General features: G+C 63.0%; 18 protein-coding genes. 5 read left to right on the forward strand and 13 right to left on the reverse strand.

Annotated elements, in window-relative coordinates; all coding sequences use genetic code 11:
* Positions 1-224 precede the first annotated feature (224 nt).
* Positions 225-2069: a DUF4153 domain-containing protein gene (locus tag AC4BCN_RS20625; protein ID WP_490491635.1), complete on the reverse strand. Its 1845-nt coding sequence runs from the start codon at positions 2067-2069 to the stop codon at positions 225-227.
* 56 nt (positions 2070-2125) lie between these two features.
* Positions 2126-2569 (reverse strand): hypothetical protein, encoded by a 444-nt coding sequence (locus AC4BCN_RS20630; protein ID WP_490491636.1) that lies wholly within the window; start codon positions 2567-2569, stop codon positions 2126-2128.
* A gap of 83 nt (positions 2570-2652) precedes the next feature.
* On the opposite strand from AC4BCN_RS20630, the gene AC4BCN_RS20635 reads away from it, so the two are divergent.
* Both AC4BCN_RS20635 and AC4BCN_RS20640 read left to right on the forward strand, forming a co-directional pair.
* On the forward strand, positions 2653-3036 hold the full coding sequence (locus AC4BCN_RS20635; RefSeq protein ID WP_456150442.1) for a MerR family transcriptional regulator: 384 nt from the start codon (positions 2653-2655) through the stop codon (positions 3034-3036).
* Complete coding sequence (locus tag AC4BCN_RS20640) at positions 3023-3451, forward strand: DUF4952 domain-containing protein (protein WP_490491637.1); 429 nt, start codon at positions 3023-3025, stop codon at positions 3449-3451. The genes AC4BCN_RS20635 and AC4BCN_RS20640 overlap by 14 nt, the downstream gene beginning before the upstream one ends.
* A 57-nt stretch (positions 3452-3508) precedes the next feature.
* Here the strand turns inward: AC4BCN_RS20640 and AC4BCN_RS20645 are convergent, their stop codons facing one another.
* The 3 genes from AC4BCN_RS20645 to AC4BCN_RS20655 all read right to left on the reverse strand — a co-directional run bounded on the left by AC4BCN_RS20645 (position 3509) and on the right by AC4BCN_RS20655 (position 6049).
* Positions 3509-4150 carry a choice-of-anchor C family protein gene (locus tag AC4BCN_RS20645; protein ID WP_490491638.1) on the reverse strand — a complete coding sequence of 214 codons (642 nt, stop codon included), beginning with the start codon at positions 4148-4150 and terminating at the stop codon, positions 3509-3511.
* A 136-nt stretch (positions 4151-4286) separates the two neighbouring features.
* Positions 4287-4781, reverse strand: coding sequence for a ribonuclease E activity regulator RraA (rraA, locus tag AC4BCN_RS20650; RefSeq protein WP_034749787.1), 495 nt, complete (start codon positions 4779-4781; stop codon positions 4287-4289).
* Positions 4782-4813: 32 nt separating this feature from the next.
* The gene (locus AC4BCN_RS20655) at positions 4814-6049 is read right to left on the reverse strand and encodes an MFS transporter (protein ID WP_490491639.1); all 1236 of its coding nucleotides are present in this window, start codon (positions 6047-6049) and stop codon (positions 4814-4816) included.
* A gap of 130 nt (positions 6050-6179) precedes the next feature.
* Between AC4BCN_RS20655 and AC4BCN_RS20660 the strand changes: the two genes are divergently transcribed.
* Complete coding sequence (locus tag AC4BCN_RS20660; protein ID WP_139089858.1) at positions 6180-6950, forward strand: AraC family transcriptional regulator; 771 nt, start codon at positions 6180-6182, stop codon at positions 6948-6950.
* Here AC4BCN_RS20660 and fliD read toward each other — a convergent pair.
* The 4 genes from fliD to alr form a co-directional block, all read right to left on the reverse strand.
* Entirely contained in the window at positions 6947-8332 is a 1386-nt protein-coding gene (gene fliD, locus AC4BCN_RS20665; protein ID WP_490491640.1) for a flagellar filament capping protein FliD, read from the reverse strand. The two genes, AC4BCN_RS20660 and fliD, sit on opposite strands and share 4 nt — an antisense overlap.
* 231 nt (positions 8333-8563) lie before the next feature.
* Positions 8564-8938 carry a PilZ domain-containing protein gene (locus tag AC4BCN_RS20670; RefSeq protein WP_307788848.1) on the reverse strand — a complete coding sequence of 125 codons (375 nt, stop codon included), beginning with the start codon at positions 8936-8938 and terminating at the stop codon, positions 8564-8566.
* 75 nt (positions 8939-9013) lie between these two features.
* Entirely contained in the window at positions 9014-10390 is a 1377-nt protein-coding gene (gene radA, locus AC4BCN_RS20675; protein ID WP_490491641.1) for a DNA repair protein RadA, read from the reverse strand.
* Between the two features lie 86 nt (positions 10391-10476).
* On the reverse strand, positions 10477-11568 hold the full coding sequence (gene alr / locus AC4BCN_RS20680) for an alanine racemase (RefSeq protein ID WP_490491642.1): 1092 nt from the start codon (positions 11566-11568) through the stop codon (positions 10477-10479).
* A gap of 248 nt (positions 11569-11816) precedes the next feature.
* On the opposite strand from alr, the gene lplT reads away from it, so the two are divergent.
* A complete protein-coding gene (gene lplT, locus AC4BCN_RS20685; RefSeq protein WP_034749808.1) occupies positions 11817-13079 on the forward strand; it encodes a lysophospholipid transporter LplT in 1263 nt (420 codons plus the stop codon).
* 35 nt (positions 13080-13114) lie between these two features.
* Here the strand turns inward: lplT and AC4BCN_RS20690 are convergent, their stop codons facing one another.
* From AC4BCN_RS20690 to tsaB, 4 genes are read right to left on the reverse strand one after another with little or no spacing between them, the layout of a single operon-like run.
* On the reverse strand, positions 13115-14053 hold the full coding sequence (locus tag AC4BCN_RS20690) for a DUF1853 family protein (RefSeq protein WP_490491643.1): 939 nt from the start codon (positions 14051-14053) through the stop codon (positions 13115-13117).
* Positions 14046-14945: a uracil-DNA glycosylase gene (locus tag AC4BCN_RS20695; RefSeq protein WP_490491644.1), complete on the reverse strand. Its 900-nt coding sequence runs from the start codon at positions 14943-14945 to the stop codon at positions 14046-14048. Before AC4BCN_RS20695 ends, AC4BCN_RS20690 begins: the two co-directional genes overlap by 8 nt.
* Positions 14942-15430 (reverse strand): ribosomal protein S18-alanine N-acetyltransferase, encoded by a 489-nt coding sequence (gene rimI, locus AC4BCN_RS20700; protein ID WP_485878979.1) that lies wholly within the window; start codon positions 15428-15430, stop codon positions 14942-14944. Before rimI ends, AC4BCN_RS20695 begins: the two co-directional genes overlap by 4 nt.
* Complete coding sequence (gene tsaB / locus AC4BCN_RS20705; RefSeq protein ID WP_490491645.1) at positions 15430-16155, reverse strand: tRNA (adenosine(37)-N6)-threonylcarbamoyltransferase complex dimerization subunit type 1 TsaB; 726 nt, start codon at positions 16153-16155, stop codon at positions 15430-15432. Before tsaB ends, rimI begins: the two co-directional genes overlap by 1 nt.
* A gap of 186 nt (positions 16156-16341) precedes the next feature.
* On the opposite strand from tsaB, the gene dapC reads away from it, so the two are divergent.
* Entirely contained in the window at positions 16342-17574 is a 1233-nt protein-coding gene (gene dapC, locus AC4BCN_RS20710) for a succinyldiaminopimelate transaminase (protein WP_490491646.1), read from the forward strand.
* Positions 17575-17597 lie beyond the last annotated feature (23 nt).

Genomic DNA, 17597 nt, shown 5'->3' on the forward strand with positions numbered 1-17597 from the left:
TGGCACCAAACTCGGCGCATTGATGTATTCCTGGAAGCGTTTGATCTCACTGCGTGCTTCCTTGGCACCTTCATTCAAATTACCCACGTCATATCCCTTTAAGCGCATATGCGTCAATGTCTGCTGCTGCCCGATAACGGACGGAGTCGCTCAGCCCACGAAGTGATTGCTTTCATGGCAAGCAATCGGTTTTGTTCAGCGCGGCAAATCCTTTCTTCCGCCATTTACGGGCCCGGCGCGGTCTCATCCGGGCAGCTGACCTCGTCCTCTGGCGTATATAAGGTCATCGGCACGCGCTGGCCATCGATTTCCAGCTCGCGCACTTTCGGCGGCACCAGCTGGAACTCGCCCGCCTGCAGTTTCTCGCGCAGCGGTTTGCAGCGCAGGGCATCCATGGGAATTTGCCCGCGCGCGGTCCAGCTGCCGTCTTCCTTTTCCGCCAGCAACACCGACGAGGCACGCGGGTCATTGCTGATCAGCAGCACGTCCTGCTTGCCATCGCCGTCGAAATCGAGCAGATACGCGTCGCACTGCGGCCCAGCCCGCTTCAAACAGGCGGGAAGGCGCCAGGCCGGGCCAACCTGCGTCCAGTCCTGGCGCAGGAAACTCTCCGGCAGTTTCGCCGTGGCCGGGCGCAAGGTCAGGTTGATCGACACGTCGCTCAGCGCGCCCGTCTCGTCGAGGCGGTTCTGGCGCTTGAGCATGGCCTCGGCGCGGGCCCGCACGATGGCCGCATCGGGGCCCGTCGTGCGTTTCGTCAATTCCTGCAAGGCCGCCTGGCCATAGCGTGCGCCCTGGAAGCGCAGGTATTCGAAATCGAACTTGTCCACGCCTATCTTGCCGCTGTTCAGGCGCGCCATCTGGCTGGCCACGGAAATGCGCGCCGGGTCGGCCAGCGGCGAGAACAGCGCGAACAGCACCAGCAGGGTAACAAAGGCGGTGGCCACGTTGACGTTGGCGATCAGGTGCAGCCAATCGCCATACTTGCTCGCCGCCCAGGCATAGCCGGCGGCGTAGCAGGTGGCGATCAGCAGGCAGGCGGCAGCGATCAGGCGGTCGGACGTCCAGCCATGCGACATCACGCGCAGGGTCAGCGCATAGATGGCGATGCCCACCACCCACGGCAGCAGCAGACAAGCCAGACGCGTGCCGAGGCGGATGCCGCGCGCCACGCCATGGCCCACTTCGCCATTCTGGAAGGCCGCATTGATCAGTACCACCAGCACGCCGGCCATGCCCAGCAGCACGGACGCCGCATGGCGCGTGGCCCACAGGCGCTCGAAGCCGATGAAGGGCAAGGTCAGCAGGAAACCCGAGACGAGCACGGCGGCGATCGGCATCAGCCACGACAGCAGCACCAGCAGCAAGGTGCGGATGCCGCGCACGATGGACGGGCGCACGTCCGTGATGTGGATGGCAAATGAAAACGCGAAGCAGATGACGGGAATCACGAACCAGGCCTGGCCCAGCAGTTTTTTCAGGAAACTGAGCTTGATCAGCAGGAACAGCTGCCCGCCCAGCCACAGCACCAGCCACAGGCCCAGCACGAACAGCAGGGAAAACAGCAGCTGGATGCCGAGCTTCCAGGCGATTTCAAAGTAGGTCGGATAGCGGGCAATGCGCTGGCCATCCTGGGCGCTGGCCAGCACCAGCGCGTGGGCGATATAAAAGCCGACGACGCAAAAACCGAACAGCTGCGCGGAAATGACGCGCAGCGGTGCGCCCGGCTTGTAGTTGCCCCAGATCACATGCTCGGCGCCGCGCGCCACGTCATGCCAGGCCAGCACGGCCATCACGACGGCCGCCCCCGCCATCCACAGGGCGATGCGCTTGACCGACATATGGCCCAGGCTGGACACCAGCAAGATGGGCAGCAGCAGGCTGATCAGCATCAGCGGCGCCAGCAGGTAGGCTTCCGTGGCGGGCCAGACTTTAGCTTGCGCGGTGCTGTACAGCCAGTACAGCAGCACGCCTTGCAGCAGGCCCGTCACCAGGCGCGTCACCGCGATGCGCGGTGCCACCACCGGATCGAGCAACGCCATGTTTTTTCCAGCGGCATCCTGCTGCATAATCATCTCCTTAATAGTCGTTTATTGCTGTAAAGCACGGCCATTATTGCATTTCGTTATCGCCATCTCAACAACGATTCGTGCGCGCGCCCTGCCGGCGCGCCCTCGCTGCGGCGCAATGGCAAGCTTTGCGCAAGGCCCCAGGCCAGTTCCGGCACGAAGAACAGCCACAGCAGCGGCTGGCCCGTCGTGAACAGCGCCCACGCCATCCACGTGGAAAACAGATAGCGCGCTGCCGCATCATAGCGGCCGAAGCGCGGCTGCGGGTCCAGCATGCGCAGCACGGACCAGACCATCACCACGCTGCCAAACAAGCTGCTGATGAGCAGATGAAACGGTCCGAAGACGGGCAGCGGCAGGCCGCCCAGGCTCACATTGAGGGCGCTCAAGTGCTCGCGCAGCAGCAAAAACGTCCACGGCGTGGCAAACGGGGCCGTCATGAGCACATCATAAATGGCGCTGGCGCGCACCACGCGGCGGAAGGCGAAAACGGACAACATGGGAACTCCTGTGTATGGAAAGCGCCCATGATCAGGGTTGGAGTACACTCCATGGTCAAGCATTTTATGAAAGAAAAATCACCATGCAGATCGGCGAGATGGCGCAGGCGACGGGCTTGAGCCGCGATACCCTGCGTTTTTATGAAAAGCGGGGCTTGCTGCGCGCACGGCGCGGCGCGAATGGCTACCGCGACTACCCGCCTGAGGCGGCCGACTGGCTGCGCTACCTGCGCACGGCGCAACAGCTGGGCTTTACCTTGGCGGAAATCGAGGCCGACATGCCGCTGCTGGCGGCCGCCGGCGATCCCGCCACGGCGGACCTGCTGCGCGCGGCGCTGGCGCGCAAGCTGGGTGAAATCGATGCGCGCATCGCGGGATTGACGCAGTTGCGCGGTGAACTGGTGCTGCGTATGGGGCCGGCAGCGGCCGCGTGTCCGTTGCGGGGAGATGGCGATGCCAGTCACTAAACTCGCCCCACTGCTGCCGTGGCTATTCCTGCTGGGCGCGGGCGGCGCACAGGGCGCCGAACTGGCCTGCGGCGACTTCCTGTCCCAGCTGGGCAAGAAGCCCGCGTATCTCGTCTATCAGGGTTGCCAGCAAAACAGGGAACGTCAGGACCAGCCGTTCGAAGCCCGCTACGCGGTGGACGGCAAGCATGCGCAACAGGCGGAAGCGTACCTGCGGCGCGCGTATGGCTTGCCCAGGCTCAAGCGTTATTGCTGCGCCTGGGACAGCACGCCCCACTCCTGGCGCGACCGCCGCACCGGCTACGGCTATGTGCTGCTGATGGCCACGGGCGAAACGCTGGTCAGGACGCGCGCAGACTGGCCGCGGATCGAGCGCTTTGTCGTGCAGGTGGACGGCTACGCACAAGACCCTTGACGTAAAAAAACCGCCTGTGCATGGCAGCAGGCGGTTTGATCTCGGACAAAATCAGACTTACTTGGCGGCCTTGCGGCGGTGCAGGAAACCCATCAGGCCCAGGCCCGCCAGCAGCATGGCGTAGGTTTCCGGTTCCGGTACGGCGGCCATCACGGCCACGTTGTCGATCACGGCGCCCGAGTAATTGTCGAACGGCGTGCCGGCCTGGGCGGCGCTGGCAAACGACAGGGTCGCCAGGCCGCTGGAAGCAGCCGTGAAGCTCAAGGTGTTGCTGTACAAGGTGTTCGAGGCGGCAGCCGTCGAGTAGAAATTACCTGCCACGCCACCAAAATTGACGGCCACGCCCTGGCCGGCAGGGCCGCCGGAATTGCGCGCCATGTCAAAGCTCAGGTTGTACGTCTGGCCGGCAACGACATTGAAACTTTGCGACAGGAAACCCGGACCAGGCGTGCCCAGCATGTCGATGCTGTAGCCGTCGATAGCGTTATAGGCATTGCGGATCAGGTCGACCGAGGAAGCGCCCACCGTCCAGCCGCCGATGGCCGAGGAACCGCCATTGACAACATGATAGCCACTGGAAAAGGTATAGCCGGGCGCGACCGATTCAAAATCGCCATTCGTGATCAGGTTGACGGGGCTGGCGCTGGCGGTGCCGGCGGCGAACAGGGCAACAACTGCTGCGATGGTGGCGATTTTCATGAGCTGATTTCATTGCCTTATAGGCATTAAAGTTTCCTTAAGTGAAATCATATCTCAGCCATGATAAAAATCAAAGAACTTTGCAAAAATATATTTAATGTAGATAATTTGCAACATCTTCAGGTGCGCTGCGCCGTCAATCGAGTTCCTGCCGCGCCACCAGAATGCCGTCCGCATCGGCGTAGATCCAGTCGCCCGGATGCACGGCCACGCCGCTGACCTGCACGCGCACGTCGCGCTGGCCAGCGCCCGTCTTGTTGCTCTTGCGCGGATGCGTGGCCAGGGCGCGCACGCCGATCTGGCAGACATTGATTTCCTCGCTGTCGCGGATGCAGCCATCGACGACGATGCCGGCCCAGCCGTTGCTTTCCGCCAGCACGCCCAGCTGGCCGCCCACCAGCGCGCGGCGCAGGCTGCCGCCGCCATCGATCACCAGCACATGGCCCTGGCCCGGCGTTTCCAGGGTGCTGCGCACGAGCGCGTTGTCCTCGAACACTTGCAAGGTGGTGGCGGGGCCGCTGAAACGCACGCGCTGGCCGAAAGCGCGGTACACGGGCGGCAGCACGGCCAGGGTGCCGTCGTCGAGCATGGCCGCATAGTCGTCGCACAGGTCGGTGGTGGCAAAGGTCATGGGGATTCCTTTCGTGGCTGATGGCAACGATTCTATGCCTTTTGCAACGCCGCGGCACGTGTTTTGCCGCCCACGCCCACGGCCGTGGCAATCGCCAGCGCCTGGAACAGGCCGATGAACACGAACAGCAGGGCCGGATGGTCGCCATCCATCAGCGCGCCAAAGAACAGGGGCCCGACGGCCAGGCCGCTGTCGAGACCCGAATACACGACGCCATACACGCGCCCGGTGGCATTCTTCGGCGCCGCCGCGCGTATCATCAGGTCGCGCGACGGTCCCGCCACGCCCGACGTCAGGCCAATGGCGCCCATCAGCACCACCGCGCCCCAGGCCGGCACGGCGGCCATGGACAGCAGCACGGCCAGCAGCGCGGCAGCGGAAAAGGCGATCGCCACGTTGCGGTCCGGCTGCTTGCTGCGCGCGCCCACCACGCCGCCGGCCAGCATGCCCACGGCCGAGGCCAGCATATAGGCCGTGTAGGCGCTGGTGGCCAGCGCCAGGCTCATGCCGTACAGCTTGACGAGGGCCACGCTGGCAAAGCTCTGGATGCCGCCCAGGGCGATGGCGGTAATGAAGAAGAAGGCAAAGCACATCCACACGGCCGGCAAACGCAGAAAGTCCAAGGTACCCTCGCCGCCAGCTTGCTGGCCCGGCGCGGCCTTTTTCACGGGCTCGGGGCGGATGGCGTGGCGGTTCAGGAACAGGATCAACAGCACGCCGAACGGCAGCACGGCCGCGCACTGCAGCGCCACTCGCCAGTCATAATGGGTGGCAACGTACGTCATGAACAGCGGTGCCAGGGCCCAGCCGATGTTGCCGCTGATGCCATGCACGGAAAAGCCGTAGGCCACGCGGGCCGCCGACACGCGCTGGTTGAGGATGGTGTAGTCGGCCGGATGGAACACGCTGTTGCCCATGCCGGCCAGCATGGCGCCCAGCATCAGCGCCGCATAGCTGTGCGCGGTGGACAGGGCCAGCGCCGACACGCCCAGCAGGAAAATGCCGGAAAACAGCACGGCGCGGGCGCCGAAGCGGTCGACGACAAAGCCCGCCAGCGCCTGCCCCACGCCCGAGATGATGAAGAACACCGTCATCAGCAGGCCCAGTTCTGCATACGACAGGTCGAAGGCCGGTTTCAGCCAGACGAACAGGGCCGCGAGGATCAGGTGGTAGAAGTGCGACACGCCATGCGCCAGCCCCACGAGGGCAATGACGCGCGCATCGCTGCGCAAGGTGGGAAGTTCGGATGCCGAGTTAGTTGTTATCATGTCATACCCTGTCTTATACTGGTGAAGCTCAAGTGTATGCAAAATACCATCGTCTGTTTTCCGACAGAACGACATAATTTATCGAATTAAGGCCAAGCTGATGGGTGTACCTATCCTCCACCATACGCGCATGTGTCCACCACGGGAAGCGCCCAGCGCGACCATCCCCGTGACCATGGTCGCGCGCGACCTGCAACCCGATGAATTTCTCTTGCCGCACAGCCATCCATGGGGCCAGGTGACCATGGCGCTCGAAGGCGTGCTGCGCATTACCGCCAACAACAGCAGCTGGGTACTGCCGCCCATGCGCGCCATCTGGATCGCGCCCAACGTGGAGCATGCCGTCACGATACTGGAAAAAACCCGTTTGCGCCCCCTGTGCATCCATGCCGCGCGCGCGCCGTTCACGGGCCGCGACTGCAAGGTGCTGGAAGTGTCGAACCTGCTGCGCCAGCTGATCATGGCGCTGGAGCAATTGGACCCGGGCGAGGAACCGGCGCGCGAAGCGCTGCTGGCCGAACTGATCCTCGATGAATTGAAACGCTCGGACACGCGCCCCATTCGCGTCCCCTTGCCCAGCGACAAGCGCCTGAAAACCCTGTGCGACAGCCTGATCGAAAAACCGGGCTTGAACCAGACCCTGGAACACTGGGCGCAGCTGGTCGGCGCCTCGGAGCGTACCCTGGCGCGGCTGTTCGAACGGGAATTGGGCATGAGTTTTGGCCAGTGGCGCCAGCAAGTGCGCCTGGCGCACGCGGCGCCCCTGATCGCGCGCGGCGTGCCGTTGTCGCAAGTGGCCGAAGAACTGGGCTATGCCAGCCAGTCGGCCTTTTCCGCCATGTTCAAGAAGACTTTCGGCAGTTCGCCGTCAGCCTTCTTTGCCCAGGGCGAGCGCTCTTAAGCCATGAAGTCGAATAAAGAATTCTTGCCGGTATAACCCGGCAAGGCCGAGTTCGTTCCCATCTGTTCCTGCGCCGAATACGCTTTCACCAGCGCCTGCGCCTGGGCCGTCAGGGCCTTGGCCAGCACGGCTTTCTTGTTGGTCAGGGTGGTGATGTCCTTGCCGACCGTCTGCACTTCCTTGCGGATGATGCTCGTTTCACCCGTGAGCTCGCCGATCTTGCTGGAGAACTGGTCGGCCACGCCCTTGCCGTTATTCGTAAACAGCTTGCTGACGGCATCCGGATCGGCCGCGATGGCGGCCTTGAGCTTTTTATCGTCAAGCACCAGCTCGCCGCTCTTGCCCAGGGTCACGCCGGCGCTGCTCAGGATGGAAGCGGGCACGCCCGTGCTGGCCGTGCGCAGCACTTGCTCCATCTGCGACCGCACCTGGCCCAGCGCCGTATCGGACTTCAAGTCGCCCTGCTGCAGGCTTTGCAGTTTGCTGTTGAGCTCATTGTAGGCCGTGACGAAGCTGGCCACGTTGGTCGCGATCTGGCTGCTATCCTTGGCGATGACGAGATCCGTCGTACCCTTTTTCTTCAATTCGATGGTGACGCCCTCGACAGCCGTCGTCAAGGTATTCGTGGCGCTCTTGATCTCCTTGCCGTCGACGGTCAGCAGCGCGTCCTGCGCGGCGGCCGTCTGCTGCAGGCCCTTGCCGGCGCCAGGCGCATAGCTGAGCAGATTGCTGACGGCAGCGTCGCCGGACACGCTGATGCGCATGCTGCTGTCGGCGCCGCTCTTGCCATTGATGGCCAGCGAGTAGCCATCGGGGCCCTTGACGACGCTGGCGTCGATGCCTTGCTGCTTGAGCGCGGCGGCGATGCCGTCGAGGCTATTGTTGCTGCTGTCTATCGTCAGCGAAATGACCTTGCCGCTGCCGGGCGTAAATTGCTTGCCATCGGCCGTCCCCACTTCGATCTTGAGCAGCGCGGGGGCCCCCGTGCCGATCGCCGCGCTCGACGATTTCTGCGCGCCGCTGAGCAGGGTCTGTCCCTGCGCCAGCTGCTTGACGTTCAGCTCATGGCTGCCGCTGGCGGCCTTGTCGGTAGTGGTGGCGTTCAGCACATCCTTGGCGCTCGACGTGGCCGACGTGGCCAGGCCGCTGCCGGCCATGTTCTTGGCCACGGTCTGGAATTTCGCCAGCGCCGATTGCAGCTGGCCCAGGCCCGAAAACTTGGCCTGGTCGCGCGCCAGGCTGGCGTTGAGCTTGACGACGCCCGTGTTCTGCGACTGCATCTGGCGCTCCACCTTCGCATACACATCGGCCGAGATATTGCCCTGCGTCGTCTGCTGCGTGTTGTTGGTGTAAGCCCTGCTGTTGATGGTCGAATTAAACATGGTAGGCGTTCCCGTCGGGTGTAAGGTCATGACACGCGGTTCAGGTCTTGACCGCATGCTGCGCTAGAAACGGACGGCAGGCGCGCGTGGCGCGGCGGCATCCCTCTTCTGGTTGATAATTATGCAGTATTACCGGAATATCAAAACAGCGAACAGAACAGGTTTTTCCTGACTGCAAAGCCATATGCACCATTCTAGCGCATGTCACTTGCCGCTTATCTCCTGCATGCCTCAGCGCATGAACTTCGAAATGGCGCTGCTGACGGCCATGTCCAGCTGCAGGAAAGTGAGTCCCACCTTGAAACCGGCACTGCTGAAAATGCAGTGCGAGACGGACACGCGCGCCTCGATGATGTGCGCCGCGCCATCGTAAAACAGCTCGAACAGCACCTTGCCCTGCTTGCCTGTCGGCACCGGCTCCGCGATCACGGCCGCCATGCCACCGGGCCCCACATCGAGGGTGCGTGCCGCCACGGGACCCGCACCATCGATGACCAACATTGCCTTGGCACGCAATATCTTGCGTGCGCCCTGCCTTTGCTCTACTGACACTGTATTCCGCTTCTCTCTATGCATTGTCGATACGAATTCGCCATGCGAACTCATCGGACAAATATTATAGTTCCAAACGGAAATTATGTTTGACTTGTCTCAAGCTTGGCATTTAAGCCATACCAACTCTTACTCCAGATCGCGCAGCTTGTTGAACGCTTCATCGATGCGTTCGACACCGATGACCTTGAGGCCTTCAATGAGCTGTTTCGGCAAATTGGACTTGGGCACCACGGCCAGGGTAAAACCCAGCTTGGCCGCTTCGCGCAAGCGCTCCTGGCCCCGTGGCGCGGGGCGGATTTCGCCGGCCAGTCCCACTTCGCCAAACACGACCAATCCCCGTGGCAAGGGCTTGTTGCGCATCGACGAGTTAATCGCCAGCAAGACGGCCAGGTCGGCCGCCGGTTCCGTAATTTTGACGCCACCGACGGCATTGATGAAGACGTCCTGGTCGAAGGCGGCGATGCCCGCATGGCGGTGCGCCACGGCCAGCAGCATGGCCAGGCGGTTCTGTTCCAGGCCGACGGACAGCCGGCGCGCATTGGGCAAGTGGCTCGTGTCGACGAGGGCCTGGATTTCCACCAGCAAGGGACGCGTGCCTTCCTGCGTCACCATCACGCAGGAACCCGGCACCTGGTTGTCGTGCTGCGACAGGAACAGGGCGGACGGATTCGACACGCCTTTCAAGCCCTTTTCCGTCATGGCGAACACGCCCAGTTCGTTGACGGCGCCGAAACGGTTCTTGATGGCGCGCACGAGGCGGAAACTGGAATGGGCGTCGCCCTCGAAATACAGCACCGTGTCGACGATGTGCTCGAGCACGCGGGGGCCAGCCAGCGCGCCCTCTTTCGTCACGTGGCCGACCAGAATGATGGTCACGCCCGTCTGCTTGGCCGCGCGCGTCAGTTGCGCCGCGCATTCGCGCACTTGCGCTACGGAACCGGGAGCCGAGCTGAGCGCATCGGAATACACGGTCTGAATGGAATCGATCACCACCACTTCCGGTTTCAAATCGTGCAAGGTGGACAGGATCTTTTCCAGCTGGATCTCGGCCTGCAATTTGAGTTCCTTGGCGTCGATGACGAGGCGCTTGGCACGCAGGGCGATTTGCGCGCCCGATTCCTCGCCGCTGACATACAACACGCGCTTGTGGTGCGACATGTTCGCCAGCGCCTGCAGCAGCAGGGTCGACTTGCCGATGCCGGGGTCGCCGCCGATCAGCACGACGCCGCCAGCCACCATGCCGCCGCCCAGCACGCGGTCGAATTCCTCGATACCCGTGCCGAAGCGGGGCACGTCGATGGCATCGATATCGTCGAGCGACAGGACGGGCGCCGTCTGCGCCAGCGACATGTGCTGCGGATTCGAATAGCGATTGTTGCCACCCGTCTCGGGCAGGGTTTCCACCATGGTATTCCACTGATTGCACGAGGTGCATTGCCCCATCCATTTGTTGCTGATGGCGCCGCAATCGCTGCAGGTGTAGATGGTCTTGACTTTTGCCATGGTGTACTTTGCCCGGGTAAGGTGAAACTGCTGTTTATATATACAGTATATTCACAGTATATACAAACGGCTGTCCGACGTCACTGTCACGCCTCGATCACCGGAACGCGCGGCGCCAATGCGCACATCAGCTCGTAGCCGATGGTGCCGGCGGCCAGAGCCACCTCGTCGATCGGCATGCCCTGGCCCCACAAGGTGACGGCGCTGCCGACTTTTGCGCCCGGCACGGGCGTCAGATCGACCATCAGCATGTCCATCGACACCCGGCCGATGAGGCCAGTGCGCACGCCGTCGACCAGCACGGGCGTGCCTTCGGGCGCGTGGCGCGGGTAGCCGTCCGCATAGCCGCAGGCCACGACGCCCACCTTGATATTGCCGGCCGCTTCATAGCGGCTGCCGTAGCCCACCACTTCGCCGGCGGCGATATCCTGGATGCCGATAATCTTGCTGCGCAAGGTCATGGTGGGCAGCAAGCCGAACGCCTGCGCGCACGTGCCGCCGGGAGCGCCGCTGGGCGTGCCGCCGTACAGCATGATGCCGGGCCGCACCCAGTCGCTGTCCAGGTGGTGCATCAGCACGCCGGCCGAATTGCACAGGCTGCGCGGCAAGGCAGCACCAATGCTGGCCGCGCCCGCTTCAAAACGCAGCATCTGCTGGGCCAGGGGCAAGCGCGTGGGCGCCGCTTCATCGGCATTGGCGAAATGCGTCATCAGGGTGATCGTGCCGACGTGCGGGATGGCGCGCAGACGCGCATACGCACCCGCCACGGCGCCCGGCGCGAAACCCAGGCGGTTCATGCCCGTATTCATCTTCAGGTGCACGTCGATGGCGTGCGGCAGGCGCGCCGCTGCCAGCATGGCGATCTGTTCCTCGCAATGCACACTGCCGTTAAGCCTATGCTGCGCCATGACAGGCAAATCACTGGCATCGAAAAACCCTTCGAGCAGCAAGATGGGCTTGGTCCAGCCCAGTTCGCGCAAGCGCACGGCGTAATCGACCTCGACCAGCGCCAGGCCATCGGCGTCTGCAAAGCCCCGCATGGCCCGCTCCAGACCGTGGCCATAGGCGTTCGCCTTGACGACGGCCCACACTTTGGTGCCGCGGGCGCCGGCACGGGCGCGCGCCAGATTGTGTTGCATGGCATCGAGATGAATGGTGGCGATGAGGGGCCTGGGCATATGCGTCGTTCACGGCAGGTGGGAAAGCCGTATTTTACCGGATGGGCCGCGAGCAGGCGCCGCTAGCAGGGGCAGGATAGGCGCACAGGACACCATGTACAAAATGCTCACATGTATGTGTATTTTTCTACGGCAGAAAAATTAAGCTTCGCTTAGGCAAGAGGATGCAAAGCAGCCCCTTCCAAACTTGGGGTTTGCCGTTTTTTCGTGGTATAAAGCAAGCCAGATATGATTTCAGGCATTCCAGAATGAATCGTGGTTTTTATACCATCATGGCGGCGCAGTTCTTTTCCTCGCTGGCAGATAACGCCCTCTTTTTTGTCGCCGTCGATTTATTGGTGTCCATGAAATCCCCGGCGTGGATCACGCCGCTGCTCAAACTGTCGTTCGTGCTGTTTTACGTGCTGTTGGCCGCTTTTGTCGGCGCCTTCGCCGATGCACTGCCGAAAGGCAAGGTCATGTTCATTGCCAACATGGTCAAGATCTTCGGCTGCGCCCTCGTCTTCTTCCACGTGCATCCGTTGCTGGCCTACGCCGTCGTCGGTTTTGGCGCGGCCGTGTACTCGCCCGCCAAGTACGGCATCCTGACGGAACTGCTGCCGCCGGAAAAACTCGTGGCGGCGAATGGCTGGATCGAAGGCTTGACCGTCACCTCCATCATCCTCGGCACCGTCATGGGCGGCGCGCTCGTCAGCGGTCACGTGTCCGACATGCTGCTGTCGATCGACATTCCCCTGATCAATACGGGCATCACCAGCAAGACAGAAGCGGCCTTGTGCGTGGTAGTGGGCATTTATGCGCTGGCAACCCTGGCCAACCTGAAGATTCCCGACACGGGCTGCGTATATGCGCACCAGGAACGCAATCCTATCAAACTGATTACCGATTTTGCCAATTGCTATTCCATCCTGTGGAAAGACAAGCTGGGCCAGATCACCCTGGCCGTGACGACCCTGTTCTGGGGCGCTGGCGCCACCTTGCAGCTGATCGTGCTGGAATGGGCCAAACAATCGCTGAACATGCCGTTCGACAAGGCAACCAGCCTGGTGGGCGTGGTCGCCATCGGCGTGGCCGCCGGCGCCGTGCTGTCGGCGCGCTTCATTCCGCTGCGCAAATCGCTGACCGTCATTCCGCTCGGCATCGCCATGGGCGTGATCGTCATGATGATGACGCAAGTGCACTCCGTGTGGATCGCCTACCCGCTGCTGATACTGATCGGCGCCCTGTCCGGCTTCTTCGTCGTGCCAATGAATGCCCTGCTACAACACCGCGGCCACGTGCTGATGAGCGCAGGCCACTCGATCGCCGTGCAGAACTTCAATGAAAACCTGTCGATTCTGACCATGCTGGCCGTGTATTCGATCATGATTCGCTTGCACCTGCCGCTGAACATCATCATCACCCTGTTCGGCCTGTTCGTCGCCGGCACCATGTACATGATCATGCGCAAGCACAAGCTGAACCAGGCTGAGCATGACAATCTTTCTTTGATCGGCGAGCAGAAACACTAATTTTGGGGTCAGACCCGACGGGTCTGACCCCAGCATTACGCTGGTAGCGCGCCAGCCAGCCGCCGCGCGGCAGCCTGCTCCGTCCAGTCATGGGGCACGACAAAACCGCGCGTGCGCTCCACTTCCCAGCCTTCGACATTGTCCACCGTGGCCACCAGCACCGGTTGCGCCAGATCAAACAACTGCGCGCGCAAGGCATCGACATCGAGCACTTCCACGTCGCGGCCCTTGAACGGCGCCAGCCATTGCAAGCGCGGCAGCACGACATAGCGCTGCTGCGGCAATTGGGTTGGCGTGCACCAGAAGCCGTGTCCATGTCCTGGGGAAATGCCGTCCATGGCGGGCGTGGCGCCTGCCGCATAGAACAGCCAGCCCTTGACCAGCGCCTGCGCCGCGCACACGGGCTGCGCCAGCAGGGTTTGCGCGGCCGGATGACGCGAGAGCGCCAATTGCTTGTCGAGAATCTTGCGCATCTTCAAGCCCAGGGTATCGGCCAGGTTGGGGCCGATCAAGTGGTTGAAAACGCCAGGATCGGGGGCGCCTTCGAGCAGGTAGAACTTGGTGGCGAATTCCCAGTGCAGCAACTCACTCCCGTCACGCAGCAGGAAATCGAACTCGCCCACCGTGTCGTTGCGGTTGACCTGCACTTGCAAGCCATGCGCTTGCAGCAATCCATGCTGTTCAAAATAAAAGGCCAGCAGCTTTTCAGCGTACAGGCCCAGGCGGGAATAGAATTTCGGCCCCAGCGCCGCGTCGAGCGGCGACGGGTCATCCTGCAGCGCGCCCAGCCACGCCGCCACGGCGGGCGTGACGGGTGCGAGGCTGGCGATGCGCCCGCCCCAATGGGGGCTGGCCGGGTCCAGCAAGTCGGGCGAGTCGAGCAGCCAGGCCAGCGCACGCACGCGGGGGTGCGTCAAATGGCCCCAGCGGCGCTCGAAGCGGGCCTGGAAAGCGTAGACGGCCGACTCAACCACCGTGCGTGCTTTTCGCCAGGCACAGGTCGGCCCAGGCGCGCGCCTTGGCCTTGCCCGTCTCGTCCTGCAACAATTTCTCTGGATGGAAGGTGGCCACGACGGATGCATTGCCCAGCTGGCGCACCTTGCCGCGCACGGGCTTTTCGCCGGGATTGATGCCGGCGGCGGCCATCGATCCGAGAGTGACGATGGTGCGCGGCTGCAGCAGGGCCAGTTCGCGGTCGAAGTACGGGCGGCAGGCGGCGGACTCGGCTTCTGTCGGCAGACGTTCCTGCCCGGCCTCGTCCAGCGGACGGCATTTCAGCAAGTGCGTGATGTACACATCGCTGCCCGCGTCGATATCGATGGCTTTCAGCATATTGTCGAGCAGCTTGCCCTGTTCGCCAGGCAAGGCGCGCCCTTCCCGTTCTTCCAGGCGCGAGGGGCTGCTGGCCAGCATAAGCCAATCGCCTTGGCGGTCGCCACGGCCCATGACGACGCCCTTGCGCGTCTTGCACAAATCGCAGCGCGCGCACTTGGCGACAGCCGCCGTCAAGCCATCCCAGTCGAGGGCGGCGATATCGGCATCGCTCAGCTGTCTGGCGGGCGGTGGTGGCGGCGCATCGTCGAACCAGGCCGTGTCGTCAGGCTCGGCGGCGGGAACTGGCGTCGCGGCAACGGCGACGAGCGCTTCGGCCTGCACATCGACCTTCGCCTCGGCAGCCACCTCGACGACTTCGGCGACCACCTCGGTGACCACCTCAATCAAAGGCTTCAGCACGGGTGGCGCCACGGCCGCTTCCATCTCCACGGGCGCTTCGACGACGTCAACGGTCTCGGGTGCTGCGCCCTGGCGCAAGCGCCACAGGGGGCCGACGCCCATTTCATCGAGGAAAACGGCGCTGCGGCTCATAAGGTATAACGCATCACGATGGCGTCCTCACGTTGCGAGTTGGCCGCCGGGTAATATCCCTTGCGGCGGCCTATCTGTTCAAATCCATAGCGCTGGTAGATATCGAGCGCGCGCACGTTGGACGGGCGCACTTCCAGCAGCATCGATTCCATGCCCAGCTGGCGCGCACAGGCGCAGGACTGGTTCAGCAGGAAACGCCCCAGCCCCTGGCCCTGGATGGCGCCCTCGACGGCCACGTTCAGCAAATGCGCTTCATCGACGACCAGCATCAGCAAGAAGTAGCCGAGCAAGGTGCCATCCACGTCGCGCAAGACCCAAGCCGGATACCCGCTCTTGAGCGAATCGACGAAGTTGCCATGCGTCCAGGGATGCGGATACACGCGCTGCTCCAGCGCCAGCACCTCGACCAGGTCCGCTTCCTGCATCGGCTGATAGTCGAGGCGCAGCAAGTCCCAGCCTGCAGCGCTGTCCTTGCCCGCTTCCATCATTGCGCCGACTCCGCAGCGGCCTTGGCGGCCTGCATGTCGAGACGCTCGGCACTTGTGTAAGCGATCTTGTTGCGCAAGTACAGAGGCTGCGCCTCGGCCGCCGTCACGAACTGACCGGCCGCAAACGCGATGCGCGCCAGCTGCGCCACTTGCACGGCGTGCGGCATGATGGCCGCGTCCGCGCTGGCGGCGCATGGCAGCGCGGCCAATGCGTCAGCATAGGCACCAAAACCGTTGCCGCAAGCGGTGACGTCGCCTTGCGGCGCGACGCCGGCCGGCGCGCTCAGGGCCGGCGGCAGCACGGCCTGCAAGCCATCCTGGTAATCATATTGCGCCCAGTACACTTCGCCCATGCGGGCGTCGAGCACGGTCACGATGCGTTGCGCGCCATGCTGCTGGTGGCACGCGAGCGCCATGGCGTCGAGCGTGACGACGGGCACGACGGGAAGATTGGTGCCGTAGGCCAGGCCTTGCGCGATGCCGCAAGCCGTGCGCACGCCCGTAAACGAGCCGGGGCCGGAGCCGTAGGCGATGGCATCGACGTCCGCCAGGGTCACGCCAGCCTCAGCCAGCAATTCCTGCACCATCGGCAAGATGGACTGGGAATGGGTGCGCACGCCCGACGAGGCGCGGGACAGGACGACATCGCCGCGCAGCAAGGCGCAGGAGGCGAGTTCGGACGACGTTTCAATAGCAAGTAAGGTGGGAAGTAAGGTAGACATAGCGTATTTTACCTTGCCAGGCCCGGGAACGGCATGCCGTGCCGGCCAACAACAGCCCACTTGCACAGGCCATGCGCGAGGACGGCTATAATAAAAGGCTAAGCTGATTGCTTGACCGGCGTCATTGCGCCATGCCTGGCAATCCATACGCGACACTATCACCCCACTCTTGCCCTGGTCCGCTCCGTGAATCCACTTCTTGCTAAACTGCAACCATACCCATTTGAAAAGCTGCGCCAGCTGTTTGCCGGCGTGACGGTCAACCCCGAATATGCGCCCATCAGCCTGGGCATGGGCGAACCCAAGCATCCGACGCCGGCCTTCATCGAGCAGGCATTGACCGACAATATCCATGGCTTGGCCAGCTATCCGACCACCATCGGTTCGGAAACCTTGCGCACCGCCATCGCCGGCTGGCTCGAGCGCCGCTACGGCATCCCCAAGCTCAATCCTGCCACGCAAATCCTGCCCGTGAACGGTTCACGCGAAGCGCTGTTTGCGCTGGCGCAAACGGTGATCGATCCATCGGCCGGCTCGCTCGTGATCAGCCCGAACCCGTTTTACCAGATCTATGAAGGCGCGGCCTACCTGGCCGGTGCCGAACCGTATTTCGTCAATTCCGATCCGGCGCGCAATTTCGGCTGCGACTACGACAGCGTGCCCGCGTCCGTGTGGGAAAAGGTCAAGCTGCTGTTCCTGTGCTCGCCCGGCAACCCGACGGGCGCCGTGCTCACCCTGACGGACTGGGAACACCTGTTCGCCCTGTCCGAACGCTATGATTTCGTCATCGCCGCCGACGAATGCTATTCCGAGATCTACCACGGCGACACGCCACCGCTGGGCGCGCTGCAGGCGGCGCACATGCTGGGCCTGTCCACCATCGAGCGCCCATATGCGCGCCTGGTCGTGTTTTCCAGCCTGTCGAAGCGTTCGAACGTGCCGGGCATGCGCTCGGGCTTTGTCGCCGGCGACGCGGAAGTACTGAAAAAATTCCTGCTCTACCGAACCTACCACGGCGGCGCCATGAGCCCTGCCGTGCAGGCGGCCTCCGTCGCGGCCTGGAACGACGAAACCCATGTCGAGGAAAATCGCGCCAAGTACCGCGCCAAGTTCGACGCCATCACGCCGCTGCTGCAATCGGTGATGGACGTGCAATTGCCGGACGCCGGCTTCTACCTGTGGGCCGACGTCAGCCGCACGGGACTGTCCGACACGCAATTCGCGCAACGCCTGTACGCCGAATATAATGTGACGGTATTGCCTGGCAGTTATCTGGCGCGCGACGCGCACGGCATCAATCCGGGCCGCAACCGCATCCGCATGGCCCTCGTGGCCGAAACGGCCGAAGGGCTGGAAGCCGCACTGCGCATAGTAAAATTCTGCCAGCAGCTTTCCGCATCCGCATCAACCACGCATTAACCCTACATAAACAAGACATCATC

It is taken from the genome of Janthinobacterium sp. Bl 1, assembly GCF_058215535.1.